Origin of the sequence: Acinetobacter sp. Tol 5, assembly GCF_019702905.1 — a bacterium.
GTDB lineage: Bacteria > Pseudomonadota > Gammaproteobacteria > Pseudomonadales > Moraxellaceae > Acinetobacter > Acinetobacter bereziniae.
In genome coordinates this window covers 2,633,959-2,655,916 of record NZ_AP024708.1, presented here as the reverse complement: position 1 = coordinate 2,655,916, position 21,958 = coordinate 2,633,959, and the positions used below count along the sequence as shown (strand labels likewise).

The 21,958-nt window shown below is 34.3% G+C and carries 17 protein-coding genes and 3 pseudogenes; 15 read left to right on the top strand and 5 right to left on the bottom strand.

Annotated features, from left to right (window positions below):
• Window positions 1-165 precede the first annotated feature (165 nt).
• Window positions 166-2,385, top strand: a pseudogene (locus TOL5_RS12465) (DUF6531 domain-containing protein); the annotation flags it as partial.
• A gap of 52 nt (window positions 2,386-2,437) precedes the next feature.
• On the opposite strand, the gene TOL5_RS12460 reads toward TOL5_RS12465, so the two are convergent.
• Window positions 2,438-3,582 (bottom strand): IS3 family transposase gene (locus TOL5_RS12460; protein ID WP_085944219.1). Its coding sequence is split into 2 segments (ribosomal slippage): window positions 2,438-3,318 and window positions 3,318-3,582, totalling 1,146 coding nucleotides; the frame shifts between segments, so codons are not numbered across the junction.
• A 76-nt stretch (window positions 3,583-3,658) separates the two neighbouring features.
• Between TOL5_RS12460 and TOL5_RS12455 the strand changes: the two are divergent.
• From TOL5_RS12455 to TOL5_RS12405, 11 genes and pseudogenes are all read left to right on the top strand, one after another.
• Window positions 3,659-6,436 (top strand): annotated as a pseudogene (locus TOL5_RS12455) (RHS repeat-associated core domain-containing protein); the annotation flags it as partial.
• Window positions 6,436-6,921: a hypothetical protein gene (locus TOL5_RS12450; RefSeq protein WP_227544211.1), complete on the top strand. Its 486-nt coding sequence runs from the start codon at window positions 6,436-6,438 to the stop codon at window positions 6,919-6,921. The pseudogene TOL5_RS12455 and the gene TOL5_RS12450, both read left to right, overlap by 1 nt.
• Window positions 6,922-6,944: 23 nt before the next feature.
• Window positions 6,945-8,259, top strand: a pseudogene (locus TOL5_RS12445) (RHS repeat domain-containing protein); the annotation flags it as partial.
• Window positions 8,260-8,287: 28 nt separating this feature from the next.
• Complete coding sequence (locus TOL5_RS12440) at window positions 8,288-8,743, top strand: hypothetical protein (RefSeq protein ID WP_227544220.1); 456 nt, start codon at window positions 8,288-8,290, stop codon at window positions 8,741-8,743.
• A 291-nt stretch (window positions 8,744-9,034) separates the two neighbouring features.
• Complete coding sequence (locus TOL5_RS12435) at window positions 9,035-9,469, top strand: hypothetical protein (RefSeq protein ID WP_042088610.1); 435 nt, start codon at window positions 9,035-9,037, stop codon at window positions 9,467-9,469.
• 97 nt (window positions 9,470-9,566) lie between these two features.
• Window positions 9,567-10,016, top strand: coding sequence for a hypothetical protein (locus tag TOL5_RS12430; RefSeq protein WP_221260355.1), 450 nt, complete (start codon window positions 9,567-9,569; stop codon window positions 10,014-10,016).
• Window positions 10,017-10,115: 99 nt separating this feature from the next.
• Complete coding sequence (locus TOL5_RS12425; protein WP_121775833.1) at window positions 10,116-10,559, top strand: hypothetical protein; 444 nt, start codon at window positions 10,116-10,118, stop codon at window positions 10,557-10,559.
• A gap of 250 nt (window positions 10,560-10,809) precedes the next feature.
• Entirely contained in the window at window positions 10,810-11,079 is a 270-nt protein-coding gene (locus tag TOL5_RS12420; protein WP_121775832.1) for a DUF7710 domain-containing protein, read from the top strand.
• A 481-nt stretch (window positions 11,080-11,560) separates the two neighbouring features.
• Window positions 11,561-12,115 (top strand): sel1 repeat family protein, encoded by a 555-nt coding sequence (locus tag TOL5_RS12415; protein ID WP_155395011.1) that lies wholly within the window; start codon window positions 11,561-11,563, stop codon window positions 12,113-12,115.
• A 167-nt stretch (window positions 12,116-12,282) separates the two neighbouring features.
• Window positions 12,283-12,750 carry a hypothetical protein gene (locus TOL5_RS12410; RefSeq protein ID WP_042088631.1) on the top strand — a complete coding sequence of 156 codons (468 nt, stop codon included), beginning with the start codon at window positions 12,283-12,285 and terminating at the stop codon, window positions 12,748-12,750.
• Between the two features lie 68 nt (window positions 12,751-12,818).
• On the top strand, window positions 12,819-13,409 hold the full coding sequence (locus TOL5_RS12405) for a hypothetical protein (RefSeq protein ID WP_121775831.1): 591 nt from the start codon (window positions 12,819-12,821) through the stop codon (window positions 13,407-13,409).
• A gap of 209 nt (window positions 13,410-13,618) precedes the next feature.
• Here TOL5_RS12405 and TOL5_RS12400 read toward each other — a convergent pair whose 3' ends face one another.
• Window positions 13,619-14,818, bottom strand: a complete 1,200-nt coding sequence (locus TOL5_RS12400; protein ID WP_121775830.1) for an MFS transporter — start codon at window positions 14,816-14,818, stop codon at window positions 13,619-13,621.
• A 133-nt stretch (window positions 14,819-14,951) separates the two neighbouring features.
• On the opposite strand from TOL5_RS12400, the gene TOL5_RS12395 reads away from it, so the two are divergent.
• Window positions 14,952-15,536, top strand: a complete 585-nt coding sequence (locus TOL5_RS12395; RefSeq protein WP_151781743.1) for a TetR/AcrR family transcriptional regulator — start codon at window positions 14,952-14,954, stop codon at window positions 15,534-15,536.
• A gap of 307 nt (window positions 15,537-15,843) precedes the next feature.
• Here the strand turns inward: TOL5_RS12395 and TOL5_RS12390 are convergent, their stop codons facing one another.
• Window positions 15,844-16,374, bottom strand: a complete 531-nt coding sequence (locus TOL5_RS12390) for a porin family protein (protein ID WP_004831114.1) — start codon at window positions 16,372-16,374, stop codon at window positions 15,844-15,846.
• A gap of 456 nt (window positions 16,375-16,830) precedes the next feature.
• A complete protein-coding gene (locus TOL5_RS12385; RefSeq protein WP_042088622.1) occupies window positions 16,831-17,937 on the bottom strand; it encodes an OmpW/AlkL family protein in 1,107 nt (368 codons plus the stop codon).
• Between the two features lie 1,315 nt (window positions 17,938-19,252).
• Here TOL5_RS12385 and TOL5_RS12380 point away from each other — a divergent pair.
• Together TOL5_RS12380 and TOL5_RS12375 are read left to right on the top strand one after the other, a co-directional pair.
• Window positions 19,253-19,816 (top strand): 1-acyl-sn-glycerol-3-phosphate acyltransferase, encoded by a 564-nt coding sequence (locus TOL5_RS12380; RefSeq protein ID WP_221260354.1) that lies wholly within the window; start codon window positions 19,253-19,255, stop codon window positions 19,814-19,816.
• A 106-nt stretch (window positions 19,817-19,922) separates the two neighbouring features.
• On the top strand, window positions 19,923-20,672 hold the full coding sequence (locus TOL5_RS12375; RefSeq protein WP_004831110.1) for a YebC/PmpR family DNA-binding transcriptional regulator: 750 nt from the start codon (window positions 19,923-19,925) through the stop codon (window positions 20,670-20,672).
• A gap of 645 nt (window positions 20,673-21,317) precedes the next feature.
• Here TOL5_RS12375 and TOL5_RS12370 read toward each other — a convergent pair.
• Window positions 21,318-21,791 (bottom strand): Lrp/AsnC family transcriptional regulator, encoded by a 474-nt coding sequence (locus TOL5_RS12370; protein WP_221260353.1) that lies wholly within the window; start codon window positions 21,789-21,791, stop codon window positions 21,318-21,320.
• Between the last annotated feature and the right edge of the window lie 167 nt (window positions 21,792-21,958).

Below are 21,958 nucleotides of genomic sequence, written 5' to 3'. Positions count from 1 at the left end.
TTCTTACCTGCTGCATCACTATAATGAATTAGAAAGTTTTTTAATTTTTATTCGTGCAACTCAGCTGAGATAGTCTGTTTTATTTACTTGTTGATCATAAAATTTTAAGTATCAAAGATGTAGAACACCCACAAAATTACAATTTATTATATTAAGGTTAAGCCCATGGCATTTATAGACAGTAAAAACCAGACCGCAGGGTCCAATACAACAGAAACATCTCGCACAAACAATACAAAGCCAGCAGTTGAATTGGCAGTATTTAACTTAGCCAGTGTGACGCATACAGAAGACCATAAATTTATTGCGCATCAAATTCAGAAATATCTACAAGCATGCGGAAATACCAGTCTCGAACAAATTAAAGCCAGTGCCAATGTCCCGACAGTAGCCAATATTTTTGCATTGTCTGGTAGTGTTTTAGATCTGATTCTATTTGCCGCAGAACCCAAACAAGCTGATGCCGGTGTACAACAAGCAGCATTGTTGAGCATGAACTTAATCGGTTTATTTTTACAACCGAACACCGAAGCTCATGTGCGTATGGCATTACGTCCAATGTTGGGGTTAATGGCTGAGTGTTTATATCCAGCCAATGGCAAAATCAAAGAAGCTGACTTACGCCGTATGCAGTTGCACTTAAATGCACAGATGGCAGGTGATTTAGAAAAATTCCTACAAGAAACACAAGCCAAACTCACAGGCTTACTGTCCAGTGCAACAACACTGGGGTCTTCAATCTTGCAAGCCTTTACCACCAGTGTGGCAGGTGGATTGCCAAGCATCGCTTCAGCAGGTGCAACAGCTGAAAAGCGAGACCCCAACCTACAATTTAGCAATTGGGCGCAGCCATTGATTGATTTGTTGGGCGCACCCGCACAAGCAGACATGACTGCAAAGATTTCAGCGCCTCATTTAACTTTGCAAACGGAAGTTCAAAAAGCCGCCCCATTACTTGCTACAGCGATCCAACAACAAAGCAATGCGGGTACACGATATAGCCTAGCTTGGCTGATTCAAGAAACCCTAAACGCCATTCAAACACAGGGAAAAAAAGCCACAGCCAGCGTCCCCCTCAACCAAACAGGCGAACATGAACAGCATATCAATGGTGATATTTTAGAGTTTGTGACCTTACAGCCTGATGCGTTAAATGATCCGATTTGTGCAACATTGATTGAAGATCAAAGCTCCAAAACAGAGCACAGTATCAGCTATGCGATTGGTGCTGAACGGGTCAATCACGCAGACTTCTATTTACCTAAACTGGGTTTTGCCTTTAGCCGACAATATAACTCACAGATGAATGAGTTTGACTACAGTATGATCGGTGCACGATGGATGATGCCATTCTCCAATGTGATCATACACAACGCACAGGGCTACTTATTTATCGACAGCAATGGGCGCAAACACCAACTACCAGCCTCGATTGTCGATGAACGCTATCAAGTTCCCTTTGAAGGTTTTAGTGTCGCACCCTATGAACAGGGAGATTTATTACTCAACTTTGGTTCAGACTGGAACTTCCATTTTCATAGTTTTAATGCTGGAAAACATTACCATCTGGTCCAACAATTCAATGAACAGACCGATGAAAAAGTCGTACTGACCTATTTATTATACGAACAATTTGCCTACTTGCAGGGCATCGATTTCCAATTGAAACGTGCCAAACATTTACTTAAATTTGCTTTTAACGAACAAGCCAAAATCATTGCTGCATTTGTCGATGAACAAGCGGAACCCTTAGCACGCTATGAATACGATACACAGGGCAACTTGATTAAAGCCACGGATCAAAATGGGCATACGCGCAGTTATGAATATAACCAAGCCCATCAATTGACCCGTTATACCGATCGTACAGGGCGTGGACAAAACATCCGTTATGAATCGACCTCGCCCAAAGCCAAAGCGATTGCAGAGTGGGCAGATGATGGCAGCTTTAAAACCCGCTTAGAATGGCATCCACGCCTACGCCAAGTTGCGGTCTATGATGCCTATGATGTACCAACCCATTACTATTTCGACTTAGATGGTTTTACCTACCGTACCCGTTTAGCCGATGGTCGAGAAAAGTGGATTTCCCGTGATCGTCAAAAACGCATTACCCGACAAATTGACTTTACAGGGCTTGAAACCGAACAAGTGTACAATGACCAAGATCAATTGGTAAAAATAGTACAGCCGAATGGTGGCATCATCCTGTTTGCCTATGATGAAGCAGGCAACCTGACCGAAACCAAAGATCCTGAAGGCAATATCTGGAAGAAAGAATATGATGCAGATGGCAATATCAGCAAAGACATTAACCCATTAGGGCAGACCACCCAATATAAATATAACAATGACAACCAATTGGTTGAAGTGATTAGAGGTGGTCCCACATGTTTGAACAACTAAAAGCTTATTTATAAGTGATACTCTGCTCTAGTTAAGCTACCTTATTTTGTTGTGGTAGCTGGTCATAGTAAAACTCATCTGGAGTCATTTTGTCCAGACTCGAATGAGGTCGTTTCAAATTATAAAATTCAAAATATGCGTTTAATTGCTTCTTCGCATCCAAAACATTGCTGTAGGCTTTGAGATACACCTCTTCATATTTAACGCTCCGCCATAATCGTTCAACCATCACATTATCAACCCATCGACCTTTACCATCCATGCTGATTTGGATGTCATTTGATTTCAATACATCAATAAATGCATCACTGGTAAACTGACTGCCTTGGTCTGTATTAAATATTTCAGGTCGACCATATTTTTCAATAGCTTCATTTAATGTTTCTATGCAAAATGTAACCTCCATACTAATCGATACTCTATGCGCAAGTACCTTGCGGCTATGCCAATCAATCACAGCACATAAATAAACAAAGCCTTTTGCCATAGGGATATACGTTATATCCGTAGACCACACTTGATTACTGCGCTGAATAGCCAATCCTTTGAGCAGATATGGATATTTGCGGTGAGCTTGATTAGCCTGGCTTAAATTTGGTTTGCAATATAACGCATTAATGCCCATTTTCTTCATTAAAGTACGTGTATGACGTCGTCCTATATGATGTCCTTGACGATTCAACAAATCACGCATCATACGGCTACCTGCAAAAGGGTATTGCATATGTAACTCATCCATACACCGCATCAGCTTCAGATCTGATGCACTCACAGGTTTTGGGCGATAGTAATAACAACCACGGGAGACTTTCAGCAGCTGAGCTTGCTTAGATACTGAAATCTGAAGTGAGTCATCGATTAACTTTTGTGGTTGAAGCGGCCCAGTTTCTTCAACACACCTTCTAAAAAATCAATTTCTAATGCCTGCTCACCGATTTTTGCATGTAGTTTTTTTAGATCGATGGGTGGTTCTGTTGGAGCTTTTGATTGATCGAAAGCTTGCGAGGAAGCTGAAATCAGTTGATTTTTCCAGTCGATAATTTGGTTTTGATGAACATCAAATTCAGCACTCAATTCAGCAAGTGTTTTTTCTGCTTTAATCGCAGCAAGTGCTACCTTAGCTTTAAAATCATTTGAATGATTTCTTCTTGGTCTACGTGCCATAAAATACTCCATATATTGATGTTTATAACATCATTTGGGGAGCAAAATATCACTTATAAGTGTTGTTCAAATTTCCTGATCCACCTCTATTGATGCCAAAGGTGGCTCAAAGAAAATCCAATATAACGACCTTGGGCAAATGATCTCCTATACCGACTGTTCAGGAAAAAGCAGTGCTTGGGAATATGATGAAGACGGAACACTGACAGCACAAGCTGCTGCGGATGCACAACAAGTCCAATATCTATATAGCACTCAAGGCAAAGACAAAGGACAGCTGCAAACCATCATTTATCCTGATGGATTAAAAGAACAATTTGAACACGATGAAGAAGGGCGTCTACTCAAACATATCGATAGCAAAGGCTTAATCACCCAATACCAATACAACCCAGTTGGGTTATTAGAACAACGCATTGATGCCAATAGACACCAAATCGGCTACCAATGGGACAAACAAGGTCGGATTCAAAAACTGATCAACCAAAACCATGCTGAATACTTATTTGACTACAACCGTTATGGGCAATTGATCCGTGAACAAGCCTTTGATGGAGAAGAAAAACACTTTAGTTATGATGAGAATGGATTCCTATCGCAAATCCGCCAACCGAATATTCTGACTGAATTTAGCTACCATCAGGGTGGAGCGATTGCATCAAAAACCTATACCCATCTGCAAACTCGACATCGTCAAGTTGAAGAATTTGAATACAACTTAAATAGCCAATTGAGCAAAGCCAGCAATGCAGAAAGCCAAATTGACTTTTATCGCAATCCACTTGGGCAATTGGTACGAGAACACCAACACTACAAAGTCCCGAATCTGCCTGCACTGAGCGCAGTGCTACGTTACGAATACGATGAATTGGGCAATTTGACCCAAACCATTCGACCTGATGGACAAGTCCAAGCCAATCTCAGCTATGGTTCAGGACACATCTATGGCATTGCTTTTAACCAACAAGACATGGTGGCATTCCAGCGAGATGATTTACACCGAGAAACCACACGCTTGCTTGCCAATGGTTTGGTGCAAAACAAAAACTATAATGATATGGGCTTACTCAGTTCACAAATCATTCGACATGAACACGAAACACTCGATCAGTTACAACAACTCCAATTACAACAAGCAAAACATCAAGCAGAACGACATTACCACTATGATAACAACTACCTACTGACTCAGGTGGATGACAGCCGATTAGGTAAATTAAGCTATCAATACGACCCAATTGGGCGCTTAATTAAAGCACAAAATCCGTATAGTTCTGAAAGCTTTAGTTTTGATCCTGCGGGGAACTTAATCGACCCGATTGCGACACAAACATCACAAGTCAAAAATAACCTGATCACCCAATATCAAGGCAAGCACTACAAATATGATGCGCAAGGCAATGTGATTGAAACCAGTCAATCAGGTCAGACCTTAAAACTGACTTGGGATAACCTCAATCGACTGATACAAAGCGATCACAATGGTCAAATTACAAGCTATGGTTATGATGTATTTGGTCGTCGATTATACAAACACAGCCTCAATGACGCCAAAACAGCACATAGCTCAGAACTTACTTTATTTGGTTGGGATGGTGACTTGATGATCTGGGAGTCATACAAAACTAACTCCAATCAACTCAACAAACAAAACTACACCAAACACTATGTTTATGAACCAGATAGCTTTGTACCGTTATTACAAACAGGCTATACCCGTTTTATTCAACTGATAGAAACACCTGATTATCGTCAATTCCAAGATGTCCCTTATTCGATTTATAAAGATCCAGTGTGGAAAACAGATACCCAAAAGAACAAAGCTGAATTGGAACGTGTTGCGTTTTATCACTGTGATCAAGTCGGTACTCCGCAAACTTTAAGCAACGAGTTAGGCGAGTGTATTTGGGAAATCAAACAGGACACATGGGGTACGGCTTTAGAAATTAAGGCAATCGAACAAGACAATCCATTTGGACATAGTAATATCCGTTTTCAGGGTCAATATTACGATAAAGAAACAGGTTTACACTATAACCGTTATCGTTATTACGAGCCGTATAGTGCAAGGTATGTGAGTAAAGACCCGATTGGGTTGTTTGGTGGGTTAAATAATTCTGCTTATGTAAGTGATCCAAATCAGTGGATTGATCCGATGGGGTTGATGGCTCAAGGTGATAAGGATAAGTTAGAAAAAAATAACGCTTCAGTTTTAAAGAATCAAGAAAATCGAACACAAGAAGCTAAAAGTAAATGGGGGGTAACAAAAGTATCTGACTATTGGTCTGAGCAACAAAAAATTTACAATCAACCTTTACCTAAGAATATAAAGGAACCTTATTCTGGTGGTTTATTAGGGGGGTATAAAATACCTTCGAAATATAAGGAAATGAAATCAAAGTGTCCAAGTGGAAAATGTAATATTGAAATTGACTATTTAATTTGTGCTGGCAGTTACTATGTAGGCAGTGGAAGTGTTGGGTTGAATGTGCACAATGGTAACATTTATGGTGGGATTGGGCTTACTAAGGCAAGCTATGATAAATTATCTGGTAAATCAACTATTGGCGCAGGTTGTTTAGGTTTTTCTTTAGGACAGTTGGATTCGAAATTAAATAGATCAGCTTTGACAGATTCGGCAATGAGTGGGGAATCATTTGGTGTATCATACGGTGGACCTTTTGGTTTGGCAGCAGGTGCTGATATGCCTATAGCAAAAGGGGGTAAAATTGCGGTTAATCCAGGAGGCGGAATTTCAACCCCTGGTGCAACATACTTTGATTTTTCTCATAGTAAACATATTGGTAATACTAAAGATACTGAACCCTATGCAATAGGGCTAATGCGTTCATTTGGGGGATTATAATGAAAAAATTTATTGTATTATCAATTATCTCAATAATATTATTTGGTTGTAAAAAAGAAAAATTTGAACATGGGCAAAGCTTGGAACAACTTGAAACTAAAGTAGATGTAAATAAAGCTAAGTATTTAAAGGAAATACAATATATTTTCTCAAATTATGATTTGGTCTTATATGATACTCAATCAGTTAGATCATCAGATTTTTTCTACTTTGTAGAAAGAGTGGGTTTTTTCGATAATAAAACTTATTTACAAGAGGTAAAACCGAGGCTTGCTCAAAAGGGGTGGGTATTGGTTGATAAGAATAATTTTAGTGAACTTTACTGTAAAAAAAATCAAGCAATTGGTGTGACTTTCCCCACTGATAAACAAGAATTAGATGGAGTCAATGCAGGTTATTTCACTTATCAATTTTATAAAAAAGTTTCAATAACTTTAAATTATACAGTTGCCAAAAATAATATAAGCTGTGTGGTAAAAGATTAATAATGATAGATTAGATTAAGTTTGATCTATCAAAAGTTCTAAGTATACCTTATTCGATTTATAAAGACCCAGTGTGGAAAACAGACACCCGAAAGAACAAAGCTGAATTGGAACGTGTTGCGTTTTATCACTGTGACCAAGTGGGCACGCCACAAACCTTAAGCAATGAGTTAGGCGAGTGTATTTGGGAAATTAAACAGGACACATGGGGCACGGCTTTAGAATTTAAGACAACCGAACACGACAATCCACTTGAGCAAAGTAACCTAAGATTCCAAGGGCATGAGCAAAGATCGAGCATTGCTCGGTCTGATGCGCAAGGATCAAGAAACAGGTTTACACTATAATCGTTATCGTTATTACGAGCCGTATAGTGCAAGGTATGTGAGTAAAGACCCATTCGGACTAATTGGCGGTCTAAATAATTCTGTTTATGTAAATGACCCAAATCAGTGGGTAGATCCACTAGGTTTGATGGCTAGTAAAAGTGATCAGCAAAGAAATCAAGAAATATTAGAGCGAATTAAGCAACAAAGAAAAGCAATAGATGATGAAAATAAAAAATATAATGATTGGGCAAAATCATCGAATGAGCAAAATCGAAATAATTATGAGCAACAAAAACTACAAATAGAAAAGCAAAAGCAAAAAGCTGAATTAAAGCGTATTATGGAGGGCGATGAATTTTATCGTGATGTGATTTGTGACAATATTCCAAGTGCAAGACAGCCTGGCGGTATTCGTTCACAAGCAGTATTAGGCAAGAATGCCTATAGACATCTTTGTCCTGCTGTAAATTCTCAGTTTATTGACTATTTAGTATGTAGTAGTAGTATAGGTGCCGTAGGAAAAACGGAAGTTATAAATCTACATAATGGACAAATATGGTCATCACTAACAATGGATCCTATTGAAGCTGCAAAAAGCATAAATAAGGCTCAATCTTATAAAAATAAATTATCATTGAATGATGTTGGGAAGAAATCAATTAATAACAAATACAAGCTGGGAGGTGGAACCCTAGGTCAAGTTTCAAAAATTGTTAAAGAGATGGGAGGAGCAAGTTGTATGGCAGGGCATATTGTTGGTAAAAACCAGTTCGATCCGATAGCTGAACAAACAGATAATTTCTTAGGGGGATGGGCTGTAAGCGTTTCTAGTGGGAAATTAGTAAAAGTTGGCGTAACAATTCCTTTGAATTCAAGTACATTATCATCTAGTGGAACTTTTGGGATTGAGGGTGGAGTTGGATTTGGTTCCAATGGTGTTAGTTTTTCATACGGTGAAAAGAGTGAAAATTTCAGCCTATTTGATTTTGTTGATCAAATTAGAAAATAAAATTAAATAATCTATAGGGTAATAAATTATGGCTAGACTTATTTTTTTAATATTTTTAATTTTATTTTTACAAGCATGTAATGGAATAAATAAAGATAATTCAAAAAAAAATGAAATTAACGTTGAGAAAGAGGTTTCTTATTTGTTTAATGGCTATAATTATGATTTAAAGAAGGGCATGCAACGAGGTTTTGCGAATTACTATAATGTTTTTATTCCTAAGTCTGATTTATCCTTATCTGATTTTGAAATAGTAAAAAGGAAAATTCAGAAAAAATGGAAGTTGGTTTATACATCTGATGATCAATATGTTTTTTGTTATGATCGATATAATCAAATGACAATTATTTATCCTAGAAAAATGGAGTATTATGATAAATTTGGTCAAAAATTATATATGAAATCTAGTTCTCTCGATAAGTGGGGGGTAAGCATAAAGTATATAAAAGAAGGAACATCATATTGTAAAGATGTTGTGTTTTGAGTGAATTTTATTAAATCTCTTCCTGGTACAGATTTTTAAATTATTTGGATTTTATATGGTGTCATATAAATCAAAGATTTTTTCTGCTTAAGTCTTGATTAATGTAAGATATATATAATTATATATGAAATCTATCTTGTTGGATCAATGGAATATAGGTATTATTTATAAGGAGAAGGGACATTATATTGTAGGAGTGCTTATTTTTGAATGTTTCTTATTGAGAAAAAACTAAATATTTTGAAATAAACCAACTTTAGATAATAGTTGATGGAAATTTATGGATGTGAAATGTATAAAACATTATTTTCTATACTAGGATTATCCTTTTTTTTAGTATCTTGTGTAAATAATAATTCACTCAAAAATAAGGTCGATATTCAGGAATTCTCTAAATTGGTTTTCAATGGTTATCAATATGAATATAAACCAGGAATAGTAAAATCCAGTGCTGAAATGTCAAACATTGTCATATCTAAGTCTACTATGAGTAAGTCTGATTTTATTAATGTAGAGAAAAAAATAATACAAAATGGGTGGGTTAAGAAATATGATTATCAAGGGTTTAATGTGTATTGTTATGGTGTTTATAATAAATTAGGCGTTTTATACCCAGAAAAAATGGAATATTTTGATAAAGATGGTGGCGCTATTAAGATTAGTAATTTTAATAATTGGCTGATTTATTATGCGTATAGTAATTCGGGTGTGGATGGTTGTGATTGAGTTGAAATTTTTGATGTTGTGAAGATTGATTAGAATATCATTGTGAATAAAATTATATTTTTAACTATTTTACAAGGATGTGGGTGCTAGGAAAATTATGATAGATTTAAGTAAAATAACGAAAGAAATTTTTTCTCGTAAAGAGAAAGAAAATAATAGTAAATTTTTTTCTAATATGGTTCGTGAAATTGAATACTCTATTCTATTAGATAAAGAATTTCCTAATGAAATATTTGATTTGTATGAGAAAATATTTATGGATGGTGATTTAATGTCTAGCAGAGGAGCATATAATTTTATGTTTCATCTTTATAATGATTATGACAAATTGACAAAAAATCAGATCGAAAAATTAAAAGAAATTATAGTAATTTTTTCAAAAAATATGGAAGAAGAAACTTTAAAATATGTGGTTTTAGATATTCTTTTAAATAAAATGACTCCACAAGATATTTTTGACATGAAGGAATTGGCTGAAAAAAATAGATTAGATGAAAGTAGTGAAGTAATTTATGGAATTAATGAAATGGCTAGAAGATATTTTTAAATTACAGATTTTTAATAATTAATTGTTTTTAGTGTAATATGACAGTATCTAAGTGTGCAAAAAGAATTATTTTAATTGTATAAAGTGGAGAATGAATTTATGAATGTTGAAATTATACCCACTATTTCTGATTGGGGGGAGATAGATCCCATAGACTATGATGCACAATATACTTTTGATAAGTATATGGATAAAAGTCTTAATGACATGATGGAAATGCTTCATTCATCTTTAATGGAGAGAGCCTTCGAATTACAATATATGCCTGATAAAGTGTTTAATTACTATATCTTAGGATTAAAAAAATATATTGAAGTAACAGCTTTAAATGATGATACTTCAAGTGCTGTCAGTATTTTTTTTAATTTGATTGAAGAAAGAGTAAGAAAAGAACCAAATGTAATTAAAGATGTATATCCTGAGCTTAAACCTATTTTGTATCATATAGCTAATAATCAAGAGAAATTTGATGCAGATGTAGATATATATGGGAAATTTATGGATAAATATAATTTTATTGAGAGTAAAATGTCAAAATTATAAATAGAAGTAAAATATAAAGTTTATCCGAGAACATCAATATTACAAAGTTCCCAAATCTACTGGAACAACCTTAAAAGCTGTAGATATAATGAGTTTTTCAAAGTGCTATGCATATTTTTACAATTCCTCAATGTAAGGATAGCTCTTTATCAAGTAAATATCTTTGTGTTATGGAGGCAGAAACTTTAGGGGTGAGCTATGAACAATATTGTGATCCATATGGTTTGGAAACCATATATTAGGTGAAGACATGAATGATGATTATATTTGGGTTATACAAAGTAGTGAAAATTTAAATATTATTGGATGTTTTATTCAAAAGAATGAAGCTGAAAAATATATTTTTGAAAATAAACTAAAATGTATCCTTACTAAATACCCTGTGAATATTACAGTTTATGATTGGGTAATTCAAAAAGAATTTTGGCAACCAAAAAATAATTTACAGAAAAATAGTAAATTTAGAGCTAGATTTAGTAGTGCATATTTAAAGCACGAACATTATTTTCAAGAGTTGTAGTTTATGAAAATAAAATTATAAGGTATTTGACTGTGAAGAAACTCATAGTCAAATATATTTTTTATAAAAAGTCTTGGTGGCAAGGATTCATTATCTAGAAGTCATACAAAATCAACTCAATACACAAGACTACACAAAACACTATGTATATGAACCAGATAGCTTTGTACCGTTATTATAAACAGGCTATACCCGTTTTATTCAACTGATGCTTAAACACTAAAGTTATTGAGCCTCCGTTACCAGGTACTTATGATATGAAAAGAGTCGATAAATATGGTGGGTCTTGGTGCTTTGATGAAGGGGTAATAAACCGAAGGTTAAGAAATAGAGGAGAGTTTTATTTACATGAGGGAAGTATCTCACATGGGGGTATTACAGTGAATAAAATGAATGACTCAGGTACATCTAAGTTCTTTAAATTGAAACGATTATTTGACGGTACAAGCCCTAAAATGATAATTGAAAAGTGAGTGATCAAATGAATATAAAGTATAGAGCGATATTTTTTATCTTTATGTTATTTATTATATCAATAATAGTGTTTTTTTTAATTAAGGATTATCAGTATAAGCATAGAAAGATAGAAGAAAAACCTTACACTGATTTTGTATCCTTAGTTAAATCAGGAGATTACTTAGAGGCATACAAAAACTTGTATCCTCTTGTTTTAAAAAATGATCCTAAAGCTATGAAATTAATAGGGGATGCATACCATGAGGAGTATGGCATTAAAAGAGATCTAATAAAGGCAAAAATATGGTATCAAAAAAGTGAAAACATGGGGAGAGATGGAGGGGGCGTTGAATATAGTCAGGCTATGGGCTTTTTAAAAATAAAAGATTACGGAATGGCTTCAGAGTTTTTACAAAAATCAGCTAAACTAGGAAATCGTGATGCCATTGAGAAAATTAAAAACGAAGAATTTGTTAAATTAAATAAACTGAATATAGATCCTAATTGGAAAGATTATTGGAAGAGATTTGATTATGACGATTTATATCCTTATAGTAAAGAAATAGAAAATAAAAAATAAATTGTATTGAGAGTAAAAGATTTTATTATATAAAACTTTCATTGGTGATCAGGAAGCTATATCAAGCAACTTTCAATAAACCAAATTTAATGTGAATAGTAAAACTTTTGTGATCATATTAATGAGGTTGAAGTTTATTATTGCTGGTAAATTATCGAGAGAATAAAATGAATAAAAATAGATTGTGTATTTGTATATTGAGTTTCTTTTTACTAAGTTGCACTAACCCGAAGGAAAAAGACTATGATATTTCTCAATCAAAAAAAAATCAGTATTTTTCAAGCCAAGCCGAGCTAATTTTTGGCATTGTTTTAAGAGATAAAATGAGTTTTTCATCTTATAGTGCTGATGATGTATCTTATTCTATTAATGAAAATAATTTTAATTATAATATTTTCATTAAAGATAAAGAGCTTGTTTTGAAAAAAAATGGGTGGGTATTTTTAAAGAAATATAAGCAAAGTTATATATTTTGTAATAAAAATGATCAATTGGAAATAATTACTCCTAGAAAAATTGCTAAAAATGATGTCTTAACAAAGGGGGCTATTGGTATGCAGTTAGAGGAAAGCTGGAATATTTTATTTTCGCATCCTAAAAATAGCACACAGTTTGAGTGTAATAATTTAATATAATTTTTTAGTTAAATATAATGGATCTCTTACGGAAGTAGATTTTCAATCATTTTGAGGGGGGATTACCAATGATGCCAACAAAAATAACCACACTTGTTAAATTAGTTTATTTACTCCAACTTTCAATGGCAGTAACTTTTTGCTATGCAAATGATTGGCAGAAGCAAATTATCTCGGATAACTTTAAAGCGATTGATAGTTTGAGGCTTTACAGTGACTCTGGTCATGAGGCAATTCGGCTATACCAAAAAGAAGGTAATTTTGCGAAAGCACTGGGTTATCCTGAAAAAGCAGTTTTTTTAACTCTTTCCGTCGCATTGACTGATGATTCAGGAGTAAGTAAAACTGCTCGATTTATTGATTCCAATAAGCCGATATATATCAGCATGGGTAATGGTATTAATCAGAAACTGCAATCAACAGACTTTGCGGATGAGGGATTAAAAGCAATACAAATTTTATTTGTTGCGACTGATCCGCAGGAATCCTGTGGACTGATGGGAGAGTTAATCCATTCTAAAAAATTTACAATAAGTTACCATCAGTTTGATTCTCCAGAAAAAGTTAAAATTGATTTTACAATGCCAGAAAAAAATGAACTGATCTATGAGCTGTTTAAATTGGATCAGGAGACAGACTGCTTAAAAGCAAAAAAATGACCAAGAAAAACTTGAGCGTGGTTTATTTTAGATATTTGAATCTATAGATTTTTTAAATAGTAATACTGAGAAATGAACTTCAATTTAAATGATTTTGAAGTTCACCAGTTTTGTAAAATGGAATGTTAGCTGTCTAAAAGCGCTTTAAAAAAACCATCATTCAATGCAAAAAAGCTTTATCTTAACTATTGCTCTAAGGAAGAATGATTTTAAGCTGACGATTGTTCATGATGTCTTAAACGATAATTTCCAAATAGTGCAAGGATGAATATGATTGCACCCGCACCCAAGGCGATCAAGAATCCATATTCTAAACCATAGCGATCAAGCATTTGCCCTGCACTTGCTGCGCCTAGTGCTACACCAATATTTAAACCAGCCAATAACCATGTCATTGCTTCAGTTAAGCGGTGTTTCGGGACAAGACGTTCTACCAGTGACATTGCCACGATCATCGTCGGTGCGAAAAATATTCCAGCCACAAATACAACACAAGTCAGAATAGCGATACTGTTAATCCAAGCTAAGGGAATGGTTGCGATGGCTGTAGCTACACCGCCACATAATAAAAGTCGATGTAAGGGCATTGACAGCTTAAGTGCACCAAACCACAGACCCGATATACATGATCCTAGAGCATAAGCAGAGAGGACTAGACTCGCAGCAGCGGGTTGAGAAACTGCTTCAGCAAAGGCGACACTCACGATGTCTACTGTACCGACAATAACGCCCATACTCAGCATAAGTAAAGTCAGTAAACGTATATTTGCAAGCTGGATAATCGACCCAGAATTCGGCAGATGGGTATTTAAATCGTCCAATTGGGGTTCGGTTGCACGTTGAAGAACCAATATAATAACGCCAATAATCAGTAATAAGATTGCAACGATTAAGCTGGCTTGAGGGAATAAAATGATAGATAAGCCTACAGATAAGGGAGGTCCAATAATAAATGACACTTCATCAAGTACTGTTTCTAAGGAATAAGCCGACTGTAATCTGGGGTGATCACGATAAAGTTCTGTCCAACGGGCTCTCACCATTGCCGATATGCTTGGCATAAAACCTGCTAAAAATGCTCCAATAAATAAGCACCAATTGCCAGTTTGCTTCCAAGCACTATAAATTAAGATAACAAAGCCAACTGTGCAGATGATCGTTACGATTGGAAGTATATCTCTTTGTCCATAGCGATCAACAAGCCTTGATACTTGTGGTGAAATAAGCGCATAAGTTAGGACAAATGTAGCCGACACTAAACCTGCAAGGGCATAACTATCATACAACTGTGAAATCATAAGGATGATTCCAATACTGCTCATCGGCAAAGCAATACGGGCAATTAAACCAGCCATCGTGAATGTGGTCGTATGGGGTTTTAAAAATAATTCTCGATATGCATCAATCATTCGGTCTTCCTAAAAATGATTTCTTGTAAAGATACAAGGATTTTGTAAAATACATACGCTGCGTATGAATAAAGCATACATTCATACGAGGTGTATGTAAATATTCATACGAAATGTATGTAAGGAGTTTTTTATGGTTCGTCGCACCCGTGCTGAAATGGAAGAAACCCGTGCAGCTTTGATTGCAATGGCACGTATAGTATTTAGTGAAAAGGGTTATGCAGAGACCTCAATGGATGACCTGACTGCTCAAGCAGGCTTTACTCGTGGAGCGCTCTATCATCATTTCGGAGATAAGAAAGGACTATTAGCAGCGGTTGTGAAGCAAATTGATAGTGAGATGGATCATCAGCTACAGTTTATTTCTGATCATGCTGAAAATGCTTGGCTTGGTTTTAGTCAACGTTGTCATCGTTATTTAGATATGGCTTTAGAACCAGAATTCCAACGTATTGTCCTTCGTGATGCCCGCGCTGTTTTAGGAGGAAGCTCATTAGAGTCACAAAAAGACTGTATTGATTCGATGCAAGAACTCATTGAAAAACTTCTCCAAGAGAATGTGATTGAACCCGTTGACCCACAAGCAATTGCTTCTTTAATTTATGGCAGTCTAACAGAAGCTGCATTTTGGATTGCTGAAGGGGGAGATAATGTACAAAGATCAATACATGCACGAGCAGCTTTAGATTTATTATTACGGGGATTGTTGATCAAGTAAAATTATGATGTGTTTTAAATCTTGTGCAATATCTAAGTTTTTTATAAAACACGAGTTTAAATTTGATACTGAAGCAGCATGTCTATTATGCTTGCTATCGCTACTTTTAAATTCGTCATTATTTATAAGATGAATAAAATAAATTGACTGAGCGAAATTTACCTAAAAAATTTTATTTAAGTAATTATTGGTGTTTTGAATCGCTAACTCATATCAAACGATCAGTATGATGAATGATGTATATCGTTTTTATTTTACTTTGTGATTTAAGAAAGAAGGATATTTATCCTTCTTTCTTATTGTTAACTTAGAAGTTATATTTTAATTGAAGATTCACACCATTAAAGCCATCAAAAGCGCTAATGTATGTGTATGCTAATTCAGCTGCAATATTCTTGGTAAAGTTATAACCGCCACCAGCTTGAATAATCACACCTGAATCATCTTCACTTTCAGATACTTTATAACCTAAAAATTGAGCATCTACATCAAGATCAACACGTGTATATCCAATCATACCTTTAGCATAAAAATTGTTTTCTAAAGGATATTTACCCGTTAAAGCAACACCATAATATTGAACATCTGCATCAGTTCTTACGCCTAGCTCTTCAAAGTCTTCATCAAATTTGATGTCATTTACTGATTTGTTCCAAAATGCTTCAGCACCAATATATTGGTTGAATTGAACACCAGCATTAAGTCCCAAAAAGTGAATATCAACATCATTATCTAAATATGTATAACCTGCACCCACATAAGGTTGAATTTCAGTATTCGCTGCATGGCTAGTTACTGATAGAGCACCCAAAATTGATACTAAAAGTAATTTTTTCATCTTTTTCCCAAAGTTTAGTTAAGTATAGTTAAAATTTTTAATGATCAATATCTGTTTAAAAATTTTGCATATAATGAAAGTATTGTCACGAAATTGCAACAAATTTAGAAAAATGATTGTTCTTAATATTTTTATTTGCTTGATAAGTAGTCGAGTTTTATTGATTTAAATAGTTTTGTTTAAGCCGAATTTCACCTATTATCTTGTTTTTTGTTGTTCTATTTAATTTTACTATTCAAGTATTTTAATAAAACCTAAAAATTATTTGTTATGCGCAATTTTGCTTTATTTACGCTGTATGAAGATGAATACGATAGCCAATGCGTTTGACCTACAGGTTTTTAGCGAATAAATGCAAATTCATTTTCGAGTCCAATTTTTTAAATCCTAATTGAAGTCATTCCTTTATCGAATATAAAAAATGACTTCAATTTTTATTACTTTATATGTTAAAAATTAGAAACGATAACCAACACCAACGTATGAGATCAGTGGATCAATCTCGATTTTAGTTTTCGCTTGGATTAATTTTGCATTGTTATTGGTATTCACCACACTGATTGTCGCTGTATTATCTAATTTAGCATATGAAATAGATGCCGTAGCAAACCAGTTTGGTTTAAAGTCATAGGTAAATCCAGCCGTGACGATAGGTGCAAGTGCATCTGTAGCATCGACCTTAACTTTCATATTGCCACTTGATGGTTTGCCTTCAAGTGAAGCACCTGCCTGACCATCATGAATATTTTGGATCATATGCCCCGCATTGACCAAATCATTTTTAATTCCTGAATTGATTTTAATATCATTGAAATAGGCATACATAACACCTGCGCCAACAAAAGGTCTAAATTTATTGACACCAGATTTTCCAAAATAATACTGTGCTTGAATTGCGGGTGTCCAAGCTCTGGCAGAAGCAGCAGTGTTATAGCGATCTAAATCTGTAATCAAAAGATTGTTCTTTAAGTATAGATCACCAACCAAGCCTTGAAGAGGTTGAGATGTTGCGGTGAAGGGTGCATAAACAGCACCTTTGCCTTTTAAATCAACTTTAGGTGGGACACCGCCAATCAGCTGAACAGCAACATTGTCTGTAACATTATAGGTAAACATCAAACCGAGTGTATCAACATCTTCAACTTCTAAACCTGCATTTGATGTCCAATTGGCAATGCCATTGATTTCAGCAATTCCTGTTAATTGATCAATCAAAGTGGGGTCATCAGCCATGATAACTTCGAGTAAATCATCAAATAAATATCGACCTTCTGTACTACTGGGCGTATTAAGTAACTCGATGAGTGTTGGGTCCATCGCATCAATACGAGATTGATCCACATTATCCAAAATTGTTTGCCCTGAAATTACACCCACCGCTGCTTTTGTATTCGCACCAACCGAAGTATTGATTCTAAATGGCTGCGCTTTTCCCATAGACGTCATATGTAGCCAGCCTGTAGAAACTGAAAAGCGTTTAAAATCTTCAGCTTGGCTAACCCCTGTAAGACACAATAGAGAAGTTGTAACGATGGCTTTTTGAAACATCTTTTTTGTTTTCATTAGATTCATCCTTTAAAGATCATCATTGTCTTCTTGACAATGAGTTATTTAAAATTACACAAAACAATCAACAAGTAGAGTAAAAACTCAAATTTAAAAGTGCAATTAAGACTAAAAAGTAATGAAAAATAAAGTATTAATATTATATCTAAATGAAAATCAGAAATTTATTTAAAAAAATTATATTTTTTAGTTTATTTTTTATACAAATAAAATATTGCAAAATAATGACGTAGTTTTACTTTTTGATAAATTGAATTATTTTTTGATTGTGTTAAAAAAGCATAAAACAAATTAGTATCGCTAAATTAATTTTTAAGTTATATTATTTTTTAGGTGAATTTTATAATTAATTGAGTGAGTTAATGCAATATTCAAAAATACTAAAATAAAAGGGGGAGTGGATTAAATATAAGCGTTTCTTAAAAAAAAGCTGATATGTCATGGTTTATTTTAAAATCGATACTCATTTCTCTATTTGAAAAACGATTAGGATGTAGAACAATGTATTATGAAGAATAAGGAGATGAGCACGGATATAACAGTGTTTGTTTTTAAACTTTAGATTTATATTTTATAAGCGATCAGTTTTATTTGACATTTTTTAGGTCGATCAATGGTTTATATTAGACCTCTTGCGTTAGTCAAAATTTGAGCAGCTGTGATGATCTTTGTTATATAGTCAATCTGTTGAAAAATTCATACAGTAGAATATCATTTCTCTTGATCAATAAAATTAAAGCGATCAATATATTGTTTGATGAAATAAAGCTTGCACTGCCATGCTTTAGCTCTAAAGTTTAAATTGTTTTGCGTAGGCGATACTCTACTTTTCAGAGATGAAAAGTAACAAAAATCTTCCGTTGAGCGAGGGGTACATCCTCATACCCCCGCTCAACATGGCGACATCCATGTCGCGTCGTGATAGCAAGACTGTTTATGATTCAAAAGTACAAAATAAAAGAATCATCCAAATCCCTTGTATGAATAATCAGGCGGTTTGACTATATAAAGGTATTGCATATAGCTAAATGACCCAAAAACCTACTTTCGCAAGAGGTCTATTAATTTAAAATCTACTGCATTTTTAAATTTATTGCGTTGTGATGTCGTGTATCGGCTTATGATCAGGATATAAGTCTGATACTTTTCAAATTTGTATAAATAAATCCATTGATGTTTTGGTTGCTTTAAGAAAAGACGATTGTTCTAAGATAAAATATACAAGTGTAGAAAAATAAGCGTAATAGTGATTGTTTTTTTTTGCTTTTGCTCAGACAATCCTCGAATCAAATTTTTAAGGCATACATGTTATATGAAAAAGTTTTTGGGAAAACTTACCTTTAAGCTCTCGGGTTGGTCTTATGACGTGGATCAAAGTGTACTTGAAAAAAAACAAGTGATTATTGGCTTTGAGCATACGTCTATGATGGATGCTGTGCTTTCACTTGCTATATTTCAAATTCATAACATTAAAATTCATACTTTAATCAAGAAAGAATTATTTAAAGGACCCATGAAACCAATTTTAGAAAAAATTGGTGGGATTCCTGTTGACCGTAAATCAAATAAAGATATTGTTTCACAGATGGTTGAATTGTTTCAAAGTCAGGATGAATTCAATTTGGTGATCGCGCCTGAAGCTACCCGTGCTGAACGCGGAGAAGCACGTAAACCGATTCGTACAGGTTTTTGGCATATAGCCAAAGCTGCAGGTGTACCGATTGTTTTAATGTATGCCAACTCAAAAACCAAGCAAGGTGGAATTTTTGGAAAAATTTATCCAAATGATTTAGATCAGGATCTCGCAGAAATTAAACGGTTATATAAAGAGCACACAGGATTGGATATTGTAATTCCTGAGCCAAAAAACTCTTAATTTGCATCAAAACTAAAAAATAAGCACTTTCTCATAAAAAAGTGCTTATGGTAGAATTGCTGCAATTTGATATGGCATAAGGCCAATCTACAGGAGCATATTTCGCATGGCGGGTCATTCCAAGTGGGCCAATATTAAGCATCGTAAAGCAAAACAAGATGCAAGTCGCGGTAAAGTATTTACCAAATATATTCGTGAATTAACCACAGCAGCAAGACTTGGCGGTCCTGATGTGGGAAGTAACCCTCGTCTACGTGCTGTTGTTGAAAAAGCACTTTCAGTGAATATGACACGTGACACCATTAATCGTGCTATTCAGCGTGGTGCTGGTGGTGAAGATAACGATGATTTAAAAGAAGTCACTTATGAAGGTTATGGTGTTGGTGGTGTAGCAGTTATTGTTGAAACGATGACTGATAACCTCAATCGTACAGTACCAGACGTTCGTCATTGTTTCTCTAAAACCAACGGTAACTTGGGTACAGCAGGTTCGGTCGCTTACTTATTTACCAAGCGTGGTGAAATTACTTTTGAAGATGTTTCTTTAGAAGACAAGATCATGGACATTGCTTTAGAGGCAGGTGCTGAAGATATCGAAGTCGATGAAGACGAAATCTTGGTAATTACTACACCAGAAACGTTTGGTGATGTACAAGATGCTTTAACTGCAGCAGGCTTGAAATCTGACAATGCTGAAGTGGTGATGAGTCCATCAACCAAAGCACTCATTTCTGATGTGGATCAAGCAAAACTCATCGTGAAGATGATTGATATGTTTGAAGATTTGGACGATGTTCAAAACGTATATACCAATGTTGAGTTTACCGACGAAGTTTTAGCTGAATTAGAAAATTAATTCTAATTTGTGTAAAAGAAACGTACTCTCGAGTGCGTTTTTTTATGCTGGTTTTTATTTGTTAAATGCTGCCGTAACTGAGTTATCACCACTCTATAAAATCAATAGCTTTTCGCCACGTTTGAAGTTGTTTAAAAGATCAAGGACATGGTAATAATGAGAACAGTAAATAGCTAAAATATCGTTTTACTGAGTAAATCATCATGTTTAAACAACTGATCAATTGTCTTTTTAAAGGCAGATAAATTTAGCTTATTATTTTATATATTTAACATTTACTTAAAAATATTTGACTTGTGTCTCGTTTTTGATTAATTTTAAATGATCGGTTGATCAGTAAAATTGGTTCATTCTTAAGGATAAAAAGTGTTTGTAAAATATAGAGATAAATACATTAATTCAGCAAACATCAAGTTTATGGAAGTTGAGACGATACAAGGAAACATTCATCAAGCAAAAATTTTTTTTATCGACGGTAGCAATATTGATTTAAAGTTTCTTGATAAAGTGCAGTTTGATTCATTTCTACTTAAATTAACAAACAACAATTAAGATCATTTCAATTAAAAAAATTGATTTTTGTCTAAATAAGGGAAGGAGAGATCCCTTATTTGTCTTATAGAACGTCAGCACACGAATCAGCAACTAAATACGATTGAGTAAGCCAGTACAGTTAAATACTCGATTATATTCTTTGATCACAAAGCTTGAGTGTAGCGCGACCACATGATCAATTTTACCAATACGTTTAAGTAAAATTTCACTGTAGTTTTCCATATCTTTAGCAATCACTTCAACCAAGAAATCTGCGGTTTGCCCCGTGACTAAAAAGGCATTGATTACTTCTGGAATATTTTCTAGTTCTTCTAAAAATTTTGCAAAAGTATCAGTGTCATGTTTACTGAGTGAAATCTGTAAAATCACATGTAGCTTAAAGCCTAATTTTTCGAAGTTAATATCACGTTTTAGATTGGTCATGATATCTGTTTCAATCAAATGCTTGATGCGACGGTGTACTGAACTCACAGATAGATTAATGCGTTCTGACAATTCATTTAAGTTGATATCTTCATGGGTTAATATTTCTATTATTTGTTTGTCGTAACGGTCAAGTTCCATAGCCATACTCAGTGTGAAATTTTTTTCTAAGCTAATGTAGAATGAAATTTATAAATTTTCAATATTAAAATAATACTTGAAAAATATTTGCGATAAATAAAATAATTTAGCAACTTTCTACTTTGGATAGGTCATTGAGCAAATACTATTGTTCAAGCACTTATTTC

Coding starts and splice junctions, on each gene's coding strand:
- TOL5_RS12450 (WP_227544211.1), top strand. CDS start 6,436: ATGAAAAAATTTATTGTATTATCAATTATCTCAATAATATTATTTGGT.
- TOL5_RS12440 (WP_227544220.1), top strand. CDS start 8,288: ATGGCTAGACTTATTTTTTTAATATTTTTAATTTTATTTTTACAAGCA.
- TOL5_RS12435 (WP_042088610.1), top strand. CDS start 9,035: ATGTATAAAACATTATTTTCTATACTAGGATTATCCTTTTTTTTAGTA.
- TOL5_RS12430 (WP_221260355.1), top strand. CDS start 9,567: ATGATAGATTTAAGTAAAATAACGAAAGAAATTTTTTCTCGTAAAGAG.
- TOL5_RS12425 (WP_121775833.1), top strand. CDS start 10,116: ATGAATGTTGAAATTATACCCACTATTTCTGATTGGGGGGAGATAGAT.
- TOL5_RS12420 (WP_121775832.1), top strand. CDS start 10,810: ATGAATGATGATTATATTTGGGTTATACAAAGTAGTGAAAATTTAAAT.
- TOL5_RS12415 (WP_155395011.1), top strand. CDS start 11,561: ATGAATATAAAGTATAGAGCGATATTTTTTATCTTTATGTTATTTATT.
- TOL5_RS12410 (WP_042088631.1), top strand. CDS start 12,283: ATGAATAAAAATAGATTGTGTATTTGTATATTGAGTTTCTTTTTACTA.
- TOL5_RS12405 (WP_121775831.1), top strand. CDS start 12,819: ATGATGCCAACAAAAATAACCACACTTGTTAAATTAGTTTATTTACTC.
- TOL5_RS12400 (WP_121775830.1), bottom strand. CDS start 14,818: ATGATTGATGCATATCGAGAATTATTTTTAAAACCCCATACGACCACA.
- TOL5_RS12395 (WP_151781743.1), top strand. CDS start 14,952: ATGGTTCGTCGCACCCGTGCTGAAATGGAAGAAACCCGTGCAGCTTTG.
- TOL5_RS12390 (WP_004831114.1), bottom strand. CDS start 16,374: ATGAAAAAATTACTTTTAGTATCAATTTTGGGTGCTCTATCAGTAACT.
- TOL5_RS12385 (WP_042088622.1), bottom strand. CDS start 17,937: ATGAAAACAAAAAAGATGTTTCAAAAAGCCATCGTTACAACTTCTCTA.
- TOL5_RS12380 (WP_221260354.1), top strand. CDS start 19,253: ATGAAAAAGTTTTTGGGAAAACTTACCTTTAAGCTCTCGGGTTGGTCT.
- TOL5_RS12375 (WP_004831110.1), top strand. CDS start 19,923: ATGGCGGGTCATTCCAAGTGGGCCAATATTAAGCATCGTAAAGCAAAA.
- TOL5_RS12370 (WP_221260353.1), bottom strand. CDS start 21,791: ATGGAACTTGACCGTTACGACAAACAAATAATAGAAATATTAACCCAT.